The organism is Stenotrophomonas sp. YJH_SMC_25 (assembly GCF_059369595.1).
In genome coordinates, this window is the sequence record NZ_JCAFSV010000005.1 from 298367 (window position 1) to 316050 (window position 17684).

19 protein-coding genes are annotated in these 17684 nt (G+C 65.5%); 12 read left to right on the forward strand and 7 right to left on the reverse strand.

Features of this window, described 5'->3' with window-relative positions:
• Position 1 precedes the first annotated feature (1 nt).
• The 7 genes from AC5P7E_RS09515 to AC5P7E_RS09545 all read left to right on the forward strand — a co-directional run bounded on the left by AC5P7E_RS09515 (position 2) and on the right by AC5P7E_RS09545 (position 6724).
• On the forward strand, positions 2–886 hold the full coding sequence (locus tag AC5P7E_RS09515; protein WP_012479555.1) for a hypothetical protein: 885 nt from the start codon (positions 2–4) through the stop codon (positions 884–886).
• A gap of 146 nt (positions 887–1032) precedes the next feature.
• Positions 1033–1392: a bleomycin resistance protein gene (locus AC5P7E_RS09520; RefSeq protein ID WP_043035544.1), complete on the forward strand. Its 360-nt coding sequence runs from the start codon at positions 1033–1035 to the stop codon at positions 1390–1392.
• A 68-nt stretch (positions 1393–1460) separates the two neighbouring features.
• Positions 1461–1673, forward strand: coding sequence for a ParD-like family protein (locus AC5P7E_RS09525; protein ID WP_005412680.1), 213 nt, complete (start codon positions 1461–1463; stop codon positions 1671–1673).
• A 10-nt stretch (positions 1674–1683) separates the two neighbouring features.
• On the forward strand, positions 1684–2475 hold the full coding sequence (map, locus tag AC5P7E_RS09530; RefSeq protein WP_171039729.1) for a type I methionyl aminopeptidase: 792 nt from the start codon (positions 1684–1686) through the stop codon (positions 2473–2475).
• 91 nt (positions 2476–2566) lie between these two features.
• Positions 2567–2950: a BlaI/MecI/CopY family transcriptional regulator gene (locus tag AC5P7E_RS09535; protein WP_005408657.1), complete on the forward strand. Its 384-nt coding sequence runs from the start codon at positions 2567–2569 to the stop codon at positions 2948–2950.
• Positions 2947–4416, forward strand: coding sequence for a M23/M56 family metallopeptidase (locus AC5P7E_RS09540; protein ID WP_114618500.1), 1470 nt, complete (start codon positions 2947–2949; stop codon positions 4414–4416). Before AC5P7E_RS09535 ends, AC5P7E_RS09540 begins: the two co-directional genes overlap by 4 nt.
• A gap of 109 nt (positions 4417–4525) precedes the next feature.
• Positions 4526–6724, forward strand: coding sequence for a TonB-dependent receptor plug domain-containing protein (locus AC5P7E_RS09545; protein ID WP_231347502.1), 2199 nt, complete (start codon positions 4526–4528; stop codon positions 6722–6724).
• A gap of 50 nt (positions 6725–6774) precedes the next feature.
• Here AC5P7E_RS09545 and AC5P7E_RS09550 read toward each other — a convergent pair whose 3' ends face one another.
• Positions 6775–7395: a LysE/ArgO family amino acid transporter gene (locus tag AC5P7E_RS09550; RefSeq protein ID WP_005412684.1), complete on the reverse strand. Its 621-nt coding sequence runs from the start codon at positions 7393–7395 to the stop codon at positions 6775–6777.
• Positions 7396–7501: 106 nt separating this feature from the next.
• Here AC5P7E_RS09550 and AC5P7E_RS09555 point away from each other — a divergent pair, with 106 nt between their 5' ends.
• The 5 genes from AC5P7E_RS09555 (at position 7502) to AC5P7E_RS09575 (ending at position 13179) form a co-directional block, all read left to right on the forward strand.
• Positions 7502–8398 (forward strand): LysR family transcriptional regulator ArgP, encoded by an 897-nt coding sequence (locus tag AC5P7E_RS09555; RefSeq protein WP_043035547.1) that lies wholly within the window; start codon positions 7502–7504, stop codon positions 8396–8398.
• A gap of 78 nt (positions 8399–8476) precedes the next feature.
• Positions 8477–9877 (forward strand): TolC family protein, encoded by a 1401-nt coding sequence (locus AC5P7E_RS09560; protein WP_024958230.1) that lies wholly within the window; start codon positions 8477–8479, stop codon positions 9875–9877.
• The gene (locus tag AC5P7E_RS09565) at positions 9870–10883 is read left to right on the forward strand and encodes an HlyD family secretion protein (protein WP_099498139.1); all 1014 of its coding nucleotides are present in this window, start codon (positions 9870–9872) and stop codon (positions 10881–10883) included. The genes AC5P7E_RS09560 and AC5P7E_RS09565 overlap by 8 nt, the downstream gene beginning before the upstream one ends.
• Positions 10868–12055 (forward strand): ABC transporter permease, encoded by a 1188-nt coding sequence (locus tag AC5P7E_RS09570; protein ID WP_099498138.1) that lies wholly within the window; start codon positions 10868–10870, stop codon positions 12053–12055. Before AC5P7E_RS09565 ends, AC5P7E_RS09570 begins: the two co-directional genes overlap by 16 nt.
• The gene (locus AC5P7E_RS09575; RefSeq protein ID WP_043035551.1) at positions 12052–13179 is read left to right on the forward strand and encodes an ABC transporter permease; all 1128 of its coding nucleotides are present in this window, start codon (positions 12052–12054) and stop codon (positions 13177–13179) included. Before AC5P7E_RS09570 ends, AC5P7E_RS09575 begins: the two co-directional genes overlap by 4 nt.
• 128 nt (positions 13180–13307) lie before the next feature.
• Here the strand turns inward: AC5P7E_RS09575 and AC5P7E_RS09580 are convergent, their stop codons facing one another.
• The 6 genes from AC5P7E_RS09580 to AC5P7E_RS09605 all read right to left on the reverse strand — a co-directional run.
• On the reverse strand, positions 13308–13676 hold the full coding sequence (locus tag AC5P7E_RS09580; RefSeq protein ID WP_032965667.1) for a glycine zipper 2TM domain-containing protein: 369 nt from the start codon (positions 13674–13676) through the stop codon (positions 13308–13310).
• A gap of 166 nt (positions 13677–13842) precedes the next feature.
• On the reverse strand, positions 13843–16065 hold the full coding sequence (locus tag AC5P7E_RS09585) for a methyl-accepting chemotaxis protein (RefSeq protein ID WP_043035552.1): 2223 nt from the start codon (positions 16063–16065) through the stop codon (positions 13843–13845).
• Positions 16066–16275: 210 nt separating this feature from the next.
• Positions 16276–16650 (reverse strand): hypothetical protein, encoded by a 375-nt coding sequence (locus AC5P7E_RS09590; protein ID WP_227860328.1) that lies wholly within the window; start codon positions 16648–16650, stop codon positions 16276–16278.
• A gap of 80 nt (positions 16651–16730) precedes the next feature.
• Positions 16731–17075, reverse strand: a complete 345-nt coding sequence (locus tag AC5P7E_RS09595; protein WP_024958502.1) for a DUF596 domain-containing protein — start codon at positions 17073–17075, stop codon at positions 16731–16733.
• Positions 17072–17356, reverse strand: coding sequence for a hypothetical protein (locus AC5P7E_RS09600; RefSeq protein WP_133050740.1), 285 nt, complete (start codon positions 17354–17356; stop codon positions 17072–17074). The genes AC5P7E_RS09595 and AC5P7E_RS09600 overlap by 4 nt, the downstream gene beginning before the upstream one ends.
• Positions 17353–17684: hypothetical protein (locus AC5P7E_RS09605; RefSeq protein WP_495213570.1), on the reverse strand; the 332-nt coding region annotated here is incomplete at its 5' end. The genes AC5P7E_RS09600 and AC5P7E_RS09605, both read right to left, overlap by 4 nt.

Genomic DNA, 17684 nt, shown 5'->3' on the forward strand with positions numbered 1-17684 from the left:
GATGCCGTTGCGTTCTCCGTTGATCCTCGACCTGGACGGTGGCGTGCTGCCGCTGCCCCAGGCGCAGACCCTGGCCCTGCCGCAGTGGCACGACCCGCTGCGCTTCGCCTGCAGCACTGCCACCCTGCACCGTTTCGCCGCCGAAGTGCTGGCGCCGCTGCCCGCGCAGCTCGGCACCGTGATGCTGGGCAGTGGCGACTTCCATCATCTCAGCCTGCCGCTGTTGTGCCGCATGCGCACACAGGCGCCGTTCCAGCTGGTAGTGCTGGACAACCATCCGGACAACATGCGTTTTCCGTTCGGCATGCATTGTGGCTCGTGGGTGAATGCAGCCAGCAAGCTGCCGCAGATCTCGCACATCCATGTGCTCGGCATTACCTCCAGCGACATCGGCCTCGGCCATGCCTGGGAGAACCACTGGCGCCCGCTGCTGGGCGGTCGCTTGACGTACTGGTGCATGGACGTGGATGTCAGCTGGGGCCATCGCCTCGGCATGGGCCGTGCATTCCGACGCTTCGAGCATCCGGAGGGACTGGTCGCCGCGTTCGCTGCCGAACAGGCCAAGTCGCCGCAGCCGACCTACCTGTCGATCGACAAGGACGTGTTCGCCGAGGACGTCGCGCGCAGCAACTGGGACCAGGGCCGATTCCAGCTGGAAGACGCACTGGTGGTGATCGAGACGCTGCGTGCCGGCGGCCTGGTCGGCAGTGACATCACCGGGGAAGTGTCGCTGGCCAACTACCAGAGCCGCTTCAAGCGCTGGTTGTCGTCGCTGGATGGCCAACCGGACATCAGCCCCGAAGATCTTCCTGCCTGGCAGGCGCGTCACCAGCAGGTGAATCGCGAACTGCTGGCGGCGATGGCCGCCGTACCGACGGCCTGCTGACCGCGTCGGTAATGCCGGCCGCGGGCCGGCGTGGCTTCGGTAGTGCCGGCCGCTGGCCGGCAATGCCAACCAAGGTTGGCATCTACCAGACCAATGCCGGCCAGCGGCCGGCACTACACTGGGCACCTACCCCAGGAGCCCTCGCCATGCCCCAGACCGTCATTCCGCAGCTGCGCATGCGCCACGCCGACACCACGCTGCCGTTCTACGTGCAGGGGCTGGGCTTCGTGGTCGACTGGGAACATCGCTTCGAACCGGGCTTCCCGCTGTTCGCCCAGCTCACCCGCGACGGCCAGACGATCTTCCTCACCGAACACAGCGGCGACTGCGAGGTCGGCGGCGCGGTGTACTTCATCGTTGACGACGTCGACAGCCTGCACCGCGCCTTCAGTGCCGCCAACGTGCCGATCGAGCAGCCCCCGCATGACACCGAATGGGGCAGCCGGGAAATGCTGCTGCGCGACCCGGACGGCAACCGGCTGCGCTTCGCCACCCACACGGACTGAATGACGTCGGCTTGAGATGAATATACGAAACATATACGATTCGTATATTCACACTTCGAGGGCCACCCATGGGCATCGTCAACATCGATGACACCCTGCACGACCAGCTGCGCCGTGCCTGTACCGTCTCCAGCCGCTCGATCAACGCCCAGGCCAACTTCTGGATCCGGGTCGGCATGCTCTGCGAGCTGAACCCGACGCTGAGCTTCCAGGACATCGTCGCCAGCGAGCTGCGCGCGGCCGGCGTGCAGCCGCCGCTGTTGCCTCCGGGCCAGGTCTGAGCCGATGGGCATCATCAAGCGCCCCGACGAGATCGCGTTGATGGCCGAATCCGGGCGCCTGCTGGCGCAGGTGTTCGCCGCGCTCGACCAGCTGCCGCTGCAGGGCCGCAGCACGATGGAGATCAACGAATTCGTCGAGCGCATGATCGTCGATGAGCTGCAGGCACGGCCGGCCAGCAAGGGCCAGTACGGCTTCCCGTATGTGCTCAATACCTCGATCGACAACGTCATCTGCCACGGCGTGCCCAGCACCACCGACGTGCTGCGCAACGGCCAGATCGTCAACCTCGACATCACCTTGGAAAAGAACGGCTACATCGCCGACTCCAGCACCACCTACCTGGTCGGTGAGGTCGACTACGCCGCGCGCCGGCTGGTGCAGACCGCCTACCAGGCGATGTGGAAAGGCATCGCCGCGGTGCGCCCCGGCGCACGCCTGGGCGATATCGGCCACGCCATCGCCCGCCACGCACGCAGCCACGGCTACAGCGTGGTGAAGGAGTACTGCGGCCACGGCATCGGCCAGGAGATGCATGAGGAACCGCAGATCCTGCACTACGGGCATCCCAACACCGGCATGGTGCTGGAAGAAGGGATGGTGTTCACCATCGAGCCGATGCTCAACCAGGGCAAGCCGGCCATCCGCCAGCAGCCGGACGAATGGCCGGTCTACACCCGCGACGGCAAGCTGTCGGCGCAGTTCGAGCATACCGTCGCGGTCACCGGCAGCGGCGTGCGCGTGCTGACCCTGCGCCCCGGCGAGACACCGTTGTGCGCCATCGACCGGATGGCGACCGGCTGACCTCAGCACCTCCGCGCCTTGATGTGCCTCTTGCATGGCGTGCGACATCTGTCGCACACTCACGACATCAATCGCACGCACAGGTCTGACCATGCCCCGCGTCCCAACACCTTCGAACGCCGAACTGGAGTTGTTGAAGTGCCTGTGGCGCGACGGCGCCTGCAGCGCGCGTGAATTGCACAACGCGGCAGCTGCCGCACTGGACTGGTCGTACTCGTCCACGCGCAAGACGCTGGAACGGATGGTCGACAAGGGCCTGGTGAAAGAGGGCAGCCAGCACGGTCTGAATGTCTACAGTGCCAAGGTCGGCAAGGTGGCCACCCTGGCCGCACTCAGTGCCGACTTCGCTCGTCGCGTACTGGAGATCGACGGGCCGCTGCCGACCCAGGCATTCGCCGAAAGCCGCCTGCTGAGCGACAAGGAAATCGAGCAACTGCAGGCGCTGCTGCTCCAGGATGACGAGGACCAGCCATGAGCCTGTCATCAACCGCGCCGTGGATGATCAGCCTCGCTGCGAGCCTGCTGGGGGCTGGCCTGGCCTGGTACGGCGCGCAATCGCTGCAGCGGCTGCTCAGGCTTTCACATGCGTCGACACGCTTTTGGCTGGGGGCGTGGTTGTGTGCCGTGCTGCCCCCCATGCTTGCGCTGTTGCTGCCGGTGCAGGCGGCACCGTTGCAGAAGCTGGCCAGCGCATTGCCCGTTGCGCTGGACAGCGGCACCGCCGTACTGCGGCCAGTGCAACAACTGCCTGCACTCGCGGCGACCGAGCCATTGATGGCTTGGCTGACGCCACTGCTGCTGACCGTCTATATCGCGGGGGTCATGCTGACCCTCGTTCGTTGGGCATTGGCCAGCGGCAGGCTGCGGGCCCTGCTACGCCGCAGCCACCCGCTGCAGACTGCGCAGTTGCCTGGCCCGCAATCGCACCACGCTGTGCAGGGGCTTCAGCAGGAAGGCGTCGCGTTGCGCATTGTAGAAGGCAGCGGCACGCCGTTCGCCCTGTGCAGGCCGCAGCCGCAGATCATCCTGCCCACGGCATGCCTGGCCCTGCCTGATCGTACGCTTCGCCTGGTCATCGGCCACGAGGCGGCCCACCTGCAGCGCCGCGACCCCCAGCGCGCTGCGCTGATGCGGTTTGTTGGTGCGCTGTACTGGTTCAATCCCTTCGTTCGACGCATTGCCGCGCGCATGCAACTGGCCGCAGAACTGCAATGCGATGCGCGAGCACTGGCCGAGGGTGGCGCCGCCAACGACGGCCGTCTGTTGGCCCACGCCTATGTCCAGACCCTTCGCTACGCGACGGCCGTGCAGCCGACCAGCGCCCTCACCCATCGCGATCTCGGCGGCCACCAGGTGCGCCTGCAGCACATGCTGAAGGGTGACAACGGTCGCCGCCCAGGCCTCACCAGCGTCCTGCTGCTGCTCGCACTGGGCTCTGCCTGCACAGTCGGCGTGGCCACCGTACAGGCGACCGTGGTGGCAGGACCGACGCCCGTGACGCTGCCACTCCCCATCGCATCGGTAACACTGGTGGAAGCCACGCTGCCACCTCCGTCATTCTTCATGCCACTGTCCAATGCGCGGGTCACCAGCGTGTTCGGGCACGTCGCCGACTTCCGCCAGAGCGCCCACCACGGCACCGACTTCGCCGCGCGCCGTGGCACCGCCGTGCTCGCCCCCGCCGACGGCACCGTGATCGCTGCCACGCACGCCTATCCCGATGGTGCGAACTACGGCACGGTTGTCGTGATCGATCACGGCGGTGGCTGGCAGTCGCTGTTTGCACACCTGCAGGACTTCGCGGTACAGCCAGGCCAGCAGGTGCGCAGGGGCGATCCCATCGCCCGCAGCGGCAACACCGGGCGCACTACCGGCCCACACCTGCACATGGAACTGCTGCGCAACGGAACACGAGTGGACCCGCAGCACTGGTTGCAGTAATGCACTGACCGGCGCCCTGCCGCCGCCCTCCATGCATCGTTTCGATACCCGGCCGCGGGAGGACCTGCTGCGGCCCGCTGTCCCGCCGTGACAAAGGAACCGCACGACCATGCGTCGATCTTCGCCCTCCCCGACAACACTGCGGCCACACGCGGGCGTGTGGCTCACCATTGGCTGCCTGATGGGACCAGCGAATGCCATGGCCCTTCCACCAACGACACCCTCCCCTTCAAACACGACCGATCTGGATGCAGTGCACGTCCAGTCCGAGCGCTACGACGCTCGCCGTGACGACACTGCGAGCCGCATCGTGGTGGACCGCGAGGCGCTGCAACGGCATGGCGATACCGACCTGCTGGAGGCACTCAAGCGCTTGCCCGGTGTCAGCGTTTCGAACGGCGCACCGGGCCGTCCAGGCACCGTGTCACTACGCGGCCTGGGCGCGGGCTACACGCAGATCCTGTTGAACGGCCAGCGCACACCCGCCGCTTTCAGCCTGGACTCACTGGCCACCGATCTGATCGAGCGCATCGAAATCCTGCGCGCGCCCTCCGCTGATCAGGGCATGGGTGCCATCGCCGGCACACTCAACATCGTCACCCGTGCACCGGTTGCAAAAGACAGTCAACGGCTGACGGTTTCATGGACGGATACCCAAGGGCGCATGACGCCGTCAGCGAGCTGGCGGCAGGCCCGTTCCAACCTCGACCGTGATGTTTCACTGACCGCCACGGCAACCGCCCACACATTCCTGGTGGAGGAACGCAGCAGAGAGGACGCTTGGGATGGTGTTGGTACGCCGTTGCTGCATCGACAGTCGCGCCTGCGTGCCACCGGCCAACGCAACAGCGTTTCGCTCTCGCCCTCACTGACGTTCAGAACCAGCGATGACACCACCCTTTCGCTGCAGGCCCTGGTGGACGCTTCAGACTTCCGTCGCGACATGACCATTGATTGGGACACGCTGCTGGGCCCGGCACTACGCACTCCCCATTACCGGCAACGCACGCATCTGCGCCTTGACCAGGGCCAGGTCAGTGCAGAGTGGGAGAAAAAACTGTCGGATGGAGGCAGCCTGAACCTGCGCCTGGCAATGGACGGAAACCGGGAGGGCTACCGCTTTCGCGAACAAGGACAGGATGAGGCACAGCAGGATAATCTTTTCGATCGCACCGATGCGAAGCTGCACGTGCTGGGTGGCACCACCCGCGTGAAGTGGACCCTGCCGGCGTGGGGCCGCCATACACTGCAGGTCGGTGCCGAAAGCAGCATGGACTCGCGGCGTGAATCCCGAGTGCAGCAATTGCATTCTTCCCCCAGCGAACCATCGACGGTCAGCGACCTCTCCTTCGATGCGCGGCTGAATCGCGTGGCGCTGTACGCGCAGGATGAGTTTCCCTGGGGCGCGCGCAGTGCCTTCTACGTCGGCGGTCGCTGGGAACAACTGCAGACCCGCAGCGAAGGTCGGAATTTCGCCACCACGCGTCACCGTGCCAGCGTGTTCACGCCGGTCCTGCAGGGCCTGTGGAAGCGTGCAAAGGGCAAGGATCAGCTACGGGTCTCATTGAGCCGCAGCTTCCGCGCACCAGCGCTGCGCTCGCTGGTCCCGCGTCCGTACACCTCTACCAACAACCGTCCACTGAACCCCGACGAGATCGGGAATCCATCGCTGCGTCCGGAACTGGCTTGGGGTCTGGATGCGGCTTGGGAAATGCACGGCGGTGAAGGTACTCAAGGAAGCATCGGCGGCTACCTGCGTCGCATCGATGCACCGATCCGCAATGAAACGGTGCTACGTGACGGGCGCTGGGTATCGACGCCGGTCAACGGTACCCGCGCCATGGCCTGGGGAATCGAGATGGATGGCAGGATGCCGCTGGCACGCCTGTACCGCAGAGGGCCGGATATCGAGCTGCGCGGCAACGCCACCTGGAACCACTCCCGGGTCAGGGATCTTCCCGGGCCTGACAATCGGATTGAAGACCAGGTGCCATTCACCGCCAATGCGTCGCTCGATTACCGCATCTCATCGCGCTGGAGCAGCGGCCTGGCCTACACCCATCGCAGCGGAGGCAGAATACGCTACAGCCTGAGCGAGCTGGACATCACGTCCTATCGACGCGAACTGGAAGCCTGGGCACAGTACGCGACCGAGCGGCACGGCAAGCTGCGCTTGACCGCCTCGAACCTGTTGGCGCAGGACATCGAGACCGGCCAGTGGCGTTTCGACGAAGGCGGGTCGCAGGTACTTCGCAACACTCGACGTTCCGTACCCAGCCTTCGCCTGCAATGGGAGCTCCCGCTGTGATCGATGTATGCACGAAGTACGACTCAAGCGCGCGGTACCCGACCGCGCACTCATGGCGATAGAGGACGCAACAGCAACAACGTCGCAAGGCAGAACATGAACATCGCCACGCCAGCATCCAGCACCCGCCACGCAGACGGCCTGCGGAACACCGGCTGCAACAGGCGCGCGCCATAGCCCAGCGTGCAGAACCAGATCACGCTGGCCGCGCAGGCGCCGGCTGCAAACGCCCAGCGCAGATCGCCCGGGTAGCGCGTGGACAGGCTGCCCAGCAGCACCACCGTATCCAGGTAAACGTGCGGATTGAGCAGAGTGAAGGCCAGACAGGTCAGCAGCACCTGCCGTCGATCGCCACCGTCCACGTCACCCGCCGCCAGTGCACTGCCACCGCGCCACGCACGCATCCCGGCCTGCAGGCCATACCAGAGCAGGAAGACCGCACCACCGATGCGCAGCACCTGCAGCAGCAACGGCCACTGCAGCACCAGCGCGCCCATGCCGCCCACGCCGGCCAGGATCAACGCGATATCCGCGCCGGCGCAGGCCAGCACCACCCTGCCCACATGACGTTGTTGCAGGCCCTGGCGCAGCACGAAGGCATTCTGTGCGCCGATGGCGATGATCAGGCCGGCGCCCGCGAAGAGGCCGGCGACGGTAGCGGCAATCCACATCGGGACAGGCCAGGCAGCGAGGGGACGCGCAGGGTGCGGCCAACAGCCTTGTTTAGACAAACTGATTTTTCTTTATCCTGTGCAGGAAAACTGAAGAGGCACCGGCATGGACCTGGTACACCCGCAACTGGCCGCGTTTGCCGCGGTGCTGGAGGAAGGCAGCTTCGAGGCTGCGGCACGCCGCCTGTCGATCAGCCCATCAGCACTGTCGCAGCGGATCAAGGCTCTGGAAGACCGGCTCGGGCAGGTGCTGGTGGTGCGCCAGGCGCCGTGCCGCCCCACCGCCGCCGGTGAGGCGCTGCTGCGCCGGGTGCGACCGATGCAGGCGCTGGAGGCCGAGGCATTGGCCGAGCTGCTACCCGAGCGTGGCAGCAGCGACGCTGCGCGCACCCCGATCCCGCTGGCGGTCAATGATGATTCGCTCGATACGTGGTTCGTGCCGGCCATCGCCGACCTGCACCAGCGCCATGGCTACCTGTTCGACCTGCGCATGGACGACCAGGACCACACCCTGCGGTTGCTGCGCGACGGCAGCGTGCTGGGTGCGGTCACCGCCGAAAGCCAGCCGGTGAAGGGCTGCAACGTGCACCCGCTCGGCGCCATGCGCTACCAAGCGATTGCTTCGCCCGGCTTCGCCCGCCAGTACTTCAGCGATGGCATGGACGCCACGGCGCTGGCACGCGCGCCGATGCTGGTGTTCAACCGCAAAGATGAACTGCAGTGGCGCTTCGTGCGTCGCCTGACCCGCGCGCGGCTGCAGCCGCCGCTACACTACCTGCCCTCCTCCACCGGTTTCGTCGAAGCCGCCGCGTGCGGACTTGGCTGGGGCCTGGCCCCGGAAACCCTGGCCGCGCCCGCTGTGCGCGCCGGCCGCGTGGTGGTACTGGAACCCCGCCGCTGGTTCGATGTGCCGTTGTACTGGCAGCATGCCGCCGTGCGCTCAAGCACGCTGCAGCGCATCACCCAGGCGCTGCGTACTGCGGCCAGCGGCACCCTTCGTTGAGGAAAGACCGATGACCGCAGACCCGGGCTTCACACGATGCGCACTACCGTTTGCGCACTTCTTTACCACTGGGACGGCATGGGCGTGATCGGCCGACGTACAAGGATGCACCGCGCGAAAGTTGCGTTGACCCTGGCAGCCTGCCTGCCGCTTGCGGCGGCAGCGCAGAGCAGTGCCGATGCACCCGCACTGGACTGGGAACAGGCGCGGCAACGCCTGGAGCAGGTCTCCGATGCGCTGGCCGCTGCCGATGCAGCCGTTCGCAACAAGCAGGACCTGCAGGACGCCACCCGGCTGCTGCGCCTGCCGGAGATCACCGGCGAAGTGCGCCGCCTGCAGTTCCAGAAGACGCTCACTCTGCCGCTGGGCTCACTGGCGCCGGTGGCTGAAGCCTTCGGAATCGATTCGCCGCTGTCGTTCACCGAGCGCGACTGGCGCACCCGTCCAGTGGTCACCGCGGTGCTGCCGCTGTACACCGGCGGCGTGATTCCGGCCGCGCAGCGTGCGGCCAGTGCCGCCCACGAACAGGCCAGCGCCGAGCGCGAAGCACAACGTCAATCGCTGACCGTGCAGCTGGCCCAGGCCTACTTCGGGCAGCGCCTGGCCGAGCAGGCGGTGGACGTGCGCCGTGACGTGCGCGATGGCCTCAACCGCCACCTGTCCGATGCAGAGAAGCTGGAACGCGAGGGTTTCGCTACCCGCGCCCAGCGCCTGCAGGCCACCGTGGCCCGCGACAAGGCCGAGCGCGAATACCAGAAGACGGTGAACGACCTGGCAACGCTGAAGGCCGCGCTGGCCACGCTGCTGCGCAGTGGTGGCGAGGTGCAGCCGGTTTCGCCGCTGTTCGTGCAGCGCGTGCCGCTGGAACCGGTGGCCAGCTTCGAGCGTACTGCGCAGGCGCGCCAGCCGCAGATCGCACGCCTGCGGGCCATGGTGGCGCAGGCCGAACAGGGCGTGCGCGTGCAGCAGGCCAAGCTGAAACCGCAGATCTTTGCCTTCGGCCAGTACGACTTCCGCCGCCGCGACGAAATGCTGACCGATCCGGACTGGGCGTTCGGTATCGGCCTGAAGTACACCTTCCTGTCGCCGAACTCGCGGCCGGCACAGATCAGCGCCGCGCGCGCGCAGCTGGACCAGGCCGAAGCGGGCCTGCGCGAGGCCGAGAACCAGGTCGCGCTGGGCGTGCGCAAGGCATGGAACGAACTGGAGACCGCGCGCCAGCAGTACGTGCTGCTCGACAGCAGCATCACCCAGGCACAGGAAAACCTGCGCCTGCAGGAGCTGGCGTTCCGCGAGGGCCAGGCCACCTCGCTGGATGTGATCGACGCGCGGCTCGGCCTCGGCGGTGCCCGTGTAGAGCGCGCACAGGCCGCCTACCAATACGATATTGCGCTGGCGCAGTTGCTGGAGGTCAGTGGACAGATGGACCGTTTTGAAGAATTCCGGCGCCGTGCGGACGAGGTGATCGACCATGAGTGATGTGCTGCACGACGATGCGACAACACCCCCGGCCAAGCGCCGCCTGGGCCCGATCCTGGTAGTGGCGCTGCTGGTCGCGGTGGTGCTCGGCCTGTGGCTGGCCTGGCGCAGCCCGGCCGACCAGATCCAGGGCATGGCCGACGCGGACACCATCAACGTGGCCGCCAAGATCACCGCCCGCGTGGCGGAGTTGAAGGTGCGCGAGGGCGACCGCGTGCAGCCCGGGCAGGTGCTGTTCCTGCTCGACAGCCCCGAAGTGGCCGCCAAGGAACAGCAGGCCCACGGCGCGTTGGCCGCCGCACAGGCGGTGGCCGACAAGGCCGACGAAGGCGCGCGCAGCGAAGACATCCGCGCCGCCGAAGCGAACTGGAAGCGCGCCGAAGCCGGTGCGACGCTGGCCGAAGCCACCTACCAGCGCGTGCAGAACCTGTTCAACGAAGGGGTGATGACCCGGCAGAAGCGCGATGAAGCGCATGCCCAGGCCACCAGTTCGCGCGAACTGGCCCGTGCCGCGCGCGCGCAGTACGACATGGCGTTGGCCGGCGCACGCGAGCAGGACAAGCGTGCCGCGCAGGGCCAGGTGCAGCAGGCGCAGGGCGCGGTGGCCGAAGTCAACGCCGCGCGTGCCGAAGTCGAAGGACGCGCGCCGGTGGCGGGCGAGATCAACAAGCGCATGGCCGACCCGGGCGAGCTGGTGCCGGCCGGCTACCCGGTATTCACCCTGGTCGACATTGATCGCATGTGGGTGGCGATGAACCTGCGCGAATCGCAGATGCAGGGCCTGAAGGTCGGCAGCAAGCTGCGGGGCAGCGTGCCGGCGCTTGGCCAGGAAGGCGAGTTCGAGGTCTATTTCATCAATCCGGCCGGTGACTATGCGACCTGGCGGACCACCCGCCAGTCGTCCGGCTACGACGTCCGCAGCTTCGAGGTGCGGGTGCGCCCGGTACGCCGCATCGAGGGCTTCCGCCCCGGCATGAGCGTGCTGTTCGCATGGCCCCAGCACTGAGCCCGGACCGCAACGGCTTCGCTGCTTCGTGGCGGCGCGAGCTGCAGTCGCTGCGCGGCAACCGTGCCGACCTGCTGCTGGTCACCGTGCTGCCCCTGCTGATGCTGGCGGTGATGGCGTGGATGTTCTCGCCGTCGGTGATGCGCGACATCCCCATTGCCGTGGTCGACCTCGACCACAGCAGTGACAGCCGCCTGCTGCTGCGCATGCTCGATGCCAGCCCCGGCGTACGCATCGCCAGCCAGCCGGCGGACCTGGAGGACGCGCGTTCGCAGCTGCGCAGGCTGGACGTGTTTGCCATCGTACTGGTGCCGCGCGATGTCACTCGGCAAGCGCTGCGTGGACGCCAGGGCACGGTGTTCGCCTATTACAACGCCACCTACATGACCACCGGCCAATCTGCGTCGCGCGATATCGGCGACGCAGTCTCGGCCTGGAACGCACGCCTGCTGCGCGAACGCATCGGCCTGCAGGTCGGCCCCGGCAAGCTGCGTGCGGCACCGATCGCGGTGCAATCGGACATCCTGTACAACCCTGCGCGCAGCTACGAGTTGTTCCTGCTGCCGCTGATCTTCCCAGCCGTGCTGTCGCTGGTACTGGCACTTGCGGTGGCCGGCAGCCTCGGCCGCGAGATCCGCGACGGCACCCTGCCCGCCTGGCTGGATCGAACGCCGTGGTCGGTGATTGCGGGCAAGGTCACGCCGTACATCCTGTTGTTTTCGCTGTATGGCGCGCTCGGCATCGGTTACCTGGCCTGGCTGCGCGGCGATGGTGTGGCCGGCAGCGCGCTCCTGTTGCTGCTCGCACAGCCACTGTTCTACCTGGCCACGGCCGCCTACGCATTGTTCTTCGTCGGCGTCACCCGCGACATGGGTACCGCGCTGTCCGCGGTCGGCCTCAGCATCGGCACCGCACTGGCGTTCTCCAGCGCTACCTTCCCGGTGCTGGATGGCCCCCTGTTCACCCGCATCTGGCATCAGCTGCTGCCACTCAGCGCCTACATCAAGCTGCAGACCCAGCAGCAGTTCATCGGTTCGCCGCTGCAGGTTTCGGTGTGGCCGTTGGCCACATTGCTGCTGATGGCGGTGGTGGCAGGAGGCATTGGCGGCCTGCGCCTGATCGCCTTTGCGCGCACGCCGGAAGCCTCGCAGCCTGCGGGAGCCGACGCATGAGCGCACTGTGGCGCAGCCTGCGGCAGACCCTGATGGCGGTGCTGTGCGACCGCTACGCGATCGTTGTGATGGTCGGCGCGGTGATCCTGTATTCGTTCTTCTACCCGGCCGCGTACCGTCACCAGGTGGCCGGCAACCTGCCGGTGCTGGTGGTGGACGAAGACCACAGCGCGACCAGCCGCGAGCTGCTGCGCAAGCTCGATGCACTCCGCGTTGCACGCGTGGTCGGGCAACCGGCGGACATCGACAGTGCGCGTCAGCAGCTGGAAGCCGGCCATGCCGAAGGCATCGTGCTGATCCCGGCCAACCTGGAGCGCGACATCCTGCGCGGCCACCCGGCCAAGCTGGTGCTGCTCGGCAACGGCGCCTACCTGGGCCGTGCCAGCTGGGTGCTGGGCAGCGTGGCCGACGCACTGGGCGCGTTCGGGCGTGACGCCGTGGTCGGCCAGGCCGCCTTCATGGGCGCGCCACAGGCGCCGCCGGTCACCCTGGTGCAGCGCCCGCTGTACAACACCCAGGAAGGCTATGGCAGCGCCATCGTGCCCGGCGTGGCCGAGCTGATCGTGCACCAGACCCTGCTGATGGGCATCGGCGTGCTGCTCGGTGGTCGTCGTCTTGCACTCGGCCGGCGCCTGCGCTTCGACCTGCCGACCCTGGCCGGCATGGCGATGGGCTTCGGCCTGATCGGCCTGTTCGGCCTGTTCTGGTACGCCGGGTTCACCGCCTGGGTGCAGGACTATCCGCGCGGCGGGAACCCACTGGGCCAGCTGCTGGGCGGCACCCTGTTCATCGCCGCTACAGTGGTTTTCGGCCTGTTCGTCGGCAGCTTCTTCCGCACCCGCGAACGCGCCTTCCAGTACATCATCGCCACCTCGATCCCGCTGTTCTTCCTGGCCAACCTGTCGTGGCCGGCAGTGATGACGCCGCAACCGCTGGTCTGGCTGGCGCAGCTGCTGCCTACCACCTCCGGCATCAACCTGATGGTGCGCCTGAACCAGATGGACGCCAGCCTGGCCGACGTCAGCCACGAACTGATCACCCTCACCGTCCTGCTGCTGCTCTACGGCAGCCTCGCCACCTGGCGCCTCCTCGCAAAAAAGGGGACGGAGGGGATTAAGTCGTAAACGGCCGGTTTGGGGGATTGCGACTTAATTCCCTCCGTCCCCTTTTTCCTGCAACGAAGAACGCCGGCGTGGGGCCGGCGTTCGGGTACTGCGGTGTGGAAGGGGAAACGGGGGCCTTCGGCGATCGATCAGCGATAGACGCGTTCGCAGCGACGTTCAACCACGCGGTCACCGTTCTTCTGCTGCTGGTTGCCTTGGATCTGGCGGCCGGCCGCACCACCGGCCACGGCGCCGGCCACGGTTGCAAGCTTCTTGCCGTTACCGCCGCCCACCTGGTTGCCCAGCAGGCCGCCGATCACTGCGCCGGTAGCGGTACCCGTGATGCGGTTCGGATCGCGCGAGTTGCGCTGCACTTCCACGTTCTTGCAGACCACGCGACTGCCGTCATTGAACTTGCGTCCCTCATCGCGCGGCCCATACGTCTGCGCACCGGCCACCGACGAAGCCGCCAGCAGCGTGCCCAGCACAAGCAATCGGGTCGAGGTCTTCATGGCCATCTCCTGAGTTCCGGTATGGCGCAAGTGTCCACCTGCGGTTGGCAACCGGAAGTGAAATGCGCGTGTCCGCCGCCTCATCGGCCATCGCGCGTTCAGGAAGAGAATCCGCGCCCATCACGATCAGCCATCGTGATGGGCGCCGTCTCCCTACCGGCGTGCTGCCTTGCTAGAACTCTTCCCAGCCACCCGCATTGGCAGCCAACGTCGGCTCGATGCGCGGTGACAGCACCGCCGGGCGTCTCACCGGCGTGACCGAGGCCGCTACCGCCGCAAGCGCGCGCGGGACCGATACGGCTGCCGCGGCTGCACCGGTGCGGAACACCGACACCGCTTCGGCCAGCAGGTTGGCCTGCTCCTCCATGGAGCGTGCCGCCGCGCTGGCTTCTTCCACCAGCGCCGCATTCTGCTGCGTGGTCTCGTCCATCTGCACCACCGCCTGGTTCACCTGTTCGATACCCGAGCTCTGCTCCTGCGAGGCGGCAGAGATATCCGCCATGATGTCGGTCACGCGCTGCACCGAGGCCACGATCTCGCCCATCGTGGTGCCGGCCTGACGAACCAGCGCCGATCCATCGGCGACCTTGCCGACCGAATCCTCGATCAGGCCCTTGATCTCCTTGGCCGCACCGGCCGAGCGCTGCGCCAGCGTGCGCACCTCACTGGCCACCACCGCAAAGCCCCTGCCCTGCTCGCCGGCACGAGCAGCTTCCACCGCCGCGTTCAAGGCCAGGATGTTGGTCTGGAACGCGATGCCGTCGATGACGCTGATGATCTCGGCGATCTTCTTCGACGAGGCTTCGATGGCCGACATGGTGGTGACCACCTGGCCGACCACCTCGCCGCCCTGTGAGGCGACGCCATGCGCACCGATGGCAAGCTGGTTGGCCTGGCGTGCGTGCTCGGCGTTCTGTTTCACGGTGGAGGTCAGTTCCTCCATCGACGCAGCCGTCTCTTCCAGGTTCGCCGCCTGCTGCTCGGTGCGCCGCGACAGATCGGTGTTGCCCGAAGCGATCTCGCCTGCCGCCAGGTTGATGCTGGACGCGCTGGACTGGATACGGCCGACAATCTGCTTGAGCTGATCGACGGTGGCGTTGCAGTCATCACGCATGCGGGCGAACACGCCGTGGAAGTCGCCCTGCATGCGTACAGTGAGGTCACCGCGCGAGATCGCCTGCAGCAGGGTCGACACCTGCACCAGGTTCTCGTCGGTGGTCTGCATCAGGCGATTGAGCCCGGCCACCATGTCGCGGAAATCATAGGCGAAGCGATCTTCATCGCCGCGCAGGCTGAAGTCGCCGGCGGCTGCGGCCGTCGCCAGGCGGCGGATCTCACCGTTGATCGCCGACAGGCTGGTCTTGGTTTCGTCCATGGCCTGGGTGATTGCGGCCTTCTCGCCCGGCAACGGATCCATGTCCACTGACAGATCACCGCGGGCGTAATGCTTCATTACTTCGATCAGCCGGTTCTGCACCTGCACATGCGAGCCGACCAGCGCATTGGTCTCGTGCACCATGCGCCCGTAGTCGCCAGGAAAAGCACTCTCGTCCATGCGATAGCTGAGGCTGCCCGCGTCGTGCTGGCGGGCCAGCTCGCCCTGCGCCGCCATCACCGACTGCAACTGCGCCTGCATGCGCTGCATCGACCTGAGCAGCTGCGTCACCTCATCGTTGCCGGACGCGTCGATGCTGTTGTCCAGCCGCCCGTTGGCGATGCCGTCGGCCAGCTTCACCGCACCTTCCAGCGGGCGGGTCAGGCTGCGGGTGATGGCCCACGCGGCCAGCGAGCCCAGTAGCAGGCTCAACGCGCCGAACACGATCGACAACGTGCCGGTCCAGGATTCGGTTGAACGGTATTCCTCGCGACTGCGCTCGGTCAGTGTCTCCTGATGCCGCAGCAGGGTCGAGATCGCCTCATTCCATGCGGTGGCCAAGCCGTGCTCGGCGAGCAGTTCCTTGGCCGCGCCGTCGAAATCACCGGCCTTCATGCGCTCGTGCAGATGCTGGGTGGAGGCGTCGGTGGCCTTGCGTGCCGCGTCGATTTTCGCCACCAGGGCATCACCAGTGGCGTCGCGTGGAATCTTGATGTACTTGGCCCAGATACCGTCGTAGGTCTGCGACAGCTCCTGCGCCTTCTGATAATCCTTGTCGAAATCCTCACCGCGCTTGATCACCATCAGCCGGCGATGCATCAGCACCGCGTTGTTGGTATCCAGCATGTCGTTCAACAGCCGCATCTTCACCATGTTGACGTCCACCACTTTCTCGAACTGGGCGGACTTCAGGTGGTTTCCGTACAGCACGAGGCCAACGATGGCCACGATGAACAGCAGCAGCAAACCGAACCCGGCACCCAGCCGGGATCCCACTCGAAGGTTGCGTAAGGCGAGCATCTCAATTCCCTTGATCATGGCCGTATGATCGATGGCGGCGCAGGCAGGGGAAACTTTATGGGTCGATATTATTATATCGATCTAAAACTCTGGAACTGTGCAGACAGGTGTGAAATCAGAAAACCCACGAACGCGTTATATCCATAAGGTATATCGCCATGTGTACCGAGAATGGGATCAGGCCCGGGCCTGCCGCCCCGGCATCCAGCATTACGGAGCAGCAGGCCCCGGGAAGACCAGATCCTTCCCGAGCCTTGCCGCATAGATGCTCTCGAACTGGAAGGAGAGCACAAACCGGAACTCGCACGCCGCAGCGTAACGATTGATGAAGTGGCAGATTTCCTCCCAGGCACTTTCAAACCCGCTCGCGCGGAAATGAAACGAGCCGAGCAGGCCGACCTGCCACTTGGCTTCAATCCCTTCCGCAACGACAGCTTCCGGCGGGTCGACGATGCTGAATCCGAAGCCGGTGTAGGATGCTGGAAGATATCCACGCAGGCCGTCGGCACCGTCGGAGTACGGCCTGGATCGAGTCCAGAGCGCGCAGCACGAAACCCAGATCGGCACCGGCTTCGACTCAAGCAAGCTTCATCAAAGCTCGGTGTCGTTACAAGCCCTGACCCATTCGTCAGGATCATCGGGCGCCACCGACATGAATCGGACTACTACGTCCACTGTTCACGGCCATCTGCGCCGATCCAAACCAGACCCGCCGGAGCATCGGTCAAGAACCAGAGGCCGAATCCATCGATATCATCTTCACCAGGATTTTCGGGCCAAGCGTTTGAGATTAGCGTCAGCTGCTCCCTCCAGTCGCCTTGCAAGAACACCCCGTCCGTTGCAAGCCTCACTTTCCCTTCCCTCAACAAACGACCCATCAACTCGAAGAACGCGTCTTTTCTTTCGGAGATCCCAACACCTCCCATTTCCATCGTCATGTGCTGCCAGACGGCACCCATTGATAACCCAAACGAAGAAGTCACCACTGCACAATGAATCCCGTCTTTCATTTGAACTTCACCTCTACTCGCTTTCCATTATTTATGGATTTATCCTGCACATCAATTGTCCAACTAGCACCAGTCTTCTGCGCGCTCGTTGAAAAATCTCTAAGAGTTATCTTTGCACCAGAGCTCGTGGTTGCCGTATAAAGAAGACCCTTTCCAAGTACGACCTTCGCGACAGGCATGCGATCAGTTCCAGTCAGCTGTCTGAAATACAGCATGACATCGGATGTGCTTGCACCAATATAAACCGGAGCACCCGTACTGACTTGAGCATCGGCCTTCAAGACCTTTGAACCAAGATTAAGCTGAAAATCCTTAGGATCCAATGACTTGCTATTGTATTGGTGTGCGAGGTCATCAATTCGCTTTTGCGAGTACGCCTGAAGAACGGATTCAGGTTGTTTGAGAGACAAATCGGGCAGTTCCCGGCTTGGGCGCCCAGCCATCCATCTGCCCGCCCGCACCACCACTCGGAGCTGGCCGTATAGTCCATGTGGTTCTGCAGGTCGGTGAATGTCAGCGAGCCCGCAGTCAGTTCACTGTTGCCCGCATGGGTGCTGGCAATCGCCCCGCCCACCAGATTCACGTGACCGGCATCCACGTGATAGCCAC

What these genes read in the sequence shown, in the direction of transcription:
- AC5P7E_RS09525 (WP_005412680.1), top strand. Translation starts at nt 1,461, where the DNA reads ATGGGCATCGTCAACATCGATGACACCCTGCACGACCAGCTGCGCCGT.
- AC5P7E_RS09580 (WP_032965667.1), bottom strand. Translation starts at nt 13,676, where the DNA reads ATGGCCATGAAGACCTCGACCCGATTGCTTGTGCTGGGCACGCTGCTG.
- AC5P7E_RS09535 (WP_005408657.1), top strand. Translation starts at nt 2,567, where the DNA reads ATGCCCCGCGTCCCAACACCTTCGAACGCCGAACTGGAGTTGTTGAAG.
- AC5P7E_RS09585 (WP_043035552.1), bottom strand. Translation starts at nt 16,065, where the DNA reads ATGCTCGCCTTACGCAACCTTCGAGTGGGATCCCGGCTGGGTGCCGGG.
- AC5P7E_RS09565 (WP_099498139.1), top strand. Translation starts at nt 9,870, where the DNA reads ATGAGTGATGTGCTGCACGACGATGCGACAACACCCCCGGCCAAGCGC.
- AC5P7E_RS09545 (WP_231347502.1), top strand. Translation starts at nt 4,526, where the DNA reads ATGCGTCGATCTTCGCCCTCCCCGACAACACTGCGGCCACACGCGGGC.
- AC5P7E_RS09570 (WP_099498138.1), top strand. Translation starts at nt 10,868, where the DNA reads ATGGCCCCAGCACTGAGCCCGGACCGCAACGGCTTCGCTGCTTCGTGG.
- AC5P7E_RS09550 (WP_005412684.1), bottom strand. Translation starts at nt 7,395, where the DNA reads ATGTGGATTGCCGCTACCGTCGCCGGCCTCTTCGCGGGCGCCGGCCTG.
- AC5P7E_RS09540 (WP_114618500.1), top strand. Translation starts at nt 2,947, where the DNA reads ATGAGCCTGTCATCAACCGCGCCGTGGATGATCAGCCTCGCTGCGAGC.
- AC5P7E_RS09595 (WP_024958502.1), bottom strand. Translation starts at nt 17,075, where the DNA reads ATGAAAGACGGGATTCATTGTGCAGTGGTGACTTCTTCGTTTGGGTTA.
- AC5P7E_RS09575 (WP_043035551.1), top strand. Translation starts at nt 12,052, where the DNA reads ATGAGCGCACTGTGGCGCAGCCTGCGGCAGACCCTGATGGCGGTGCTG.
- AC5P7E_RS09520 (WP_043035544.1), top strand. Translation starts at nt 1,033, where the DNA reads ATGCCCCAGACCGTCATTCCGCAGCTGCGCATGCGCCACGCCGACACC.
- AC5P7E_RS09555 (WP_043035547.1), top strand. Translation starts at nt 7,502, where the DNA reads ATGGACCTGGTACACCCGCAACTGGCCGCGTTTGCCGCGGTGCTGGAG.
- AC5P7E_RS09560 (WP_024958230.1), top strand. Translation starts at nt 8,477, where the DNA reads ATGGGCGTGATCGGCCGACGTACAAGGATGCACCGCGCGAAAGTTGCG.
- AC5P7E_RS09515 (WP_012479555.1), top strand. Translation starts at nt 2, where the DNA reads ATGCCGTTGCGTTCTCCGTTGATCCTCGACCTGGACGGTGGCGTGCTG.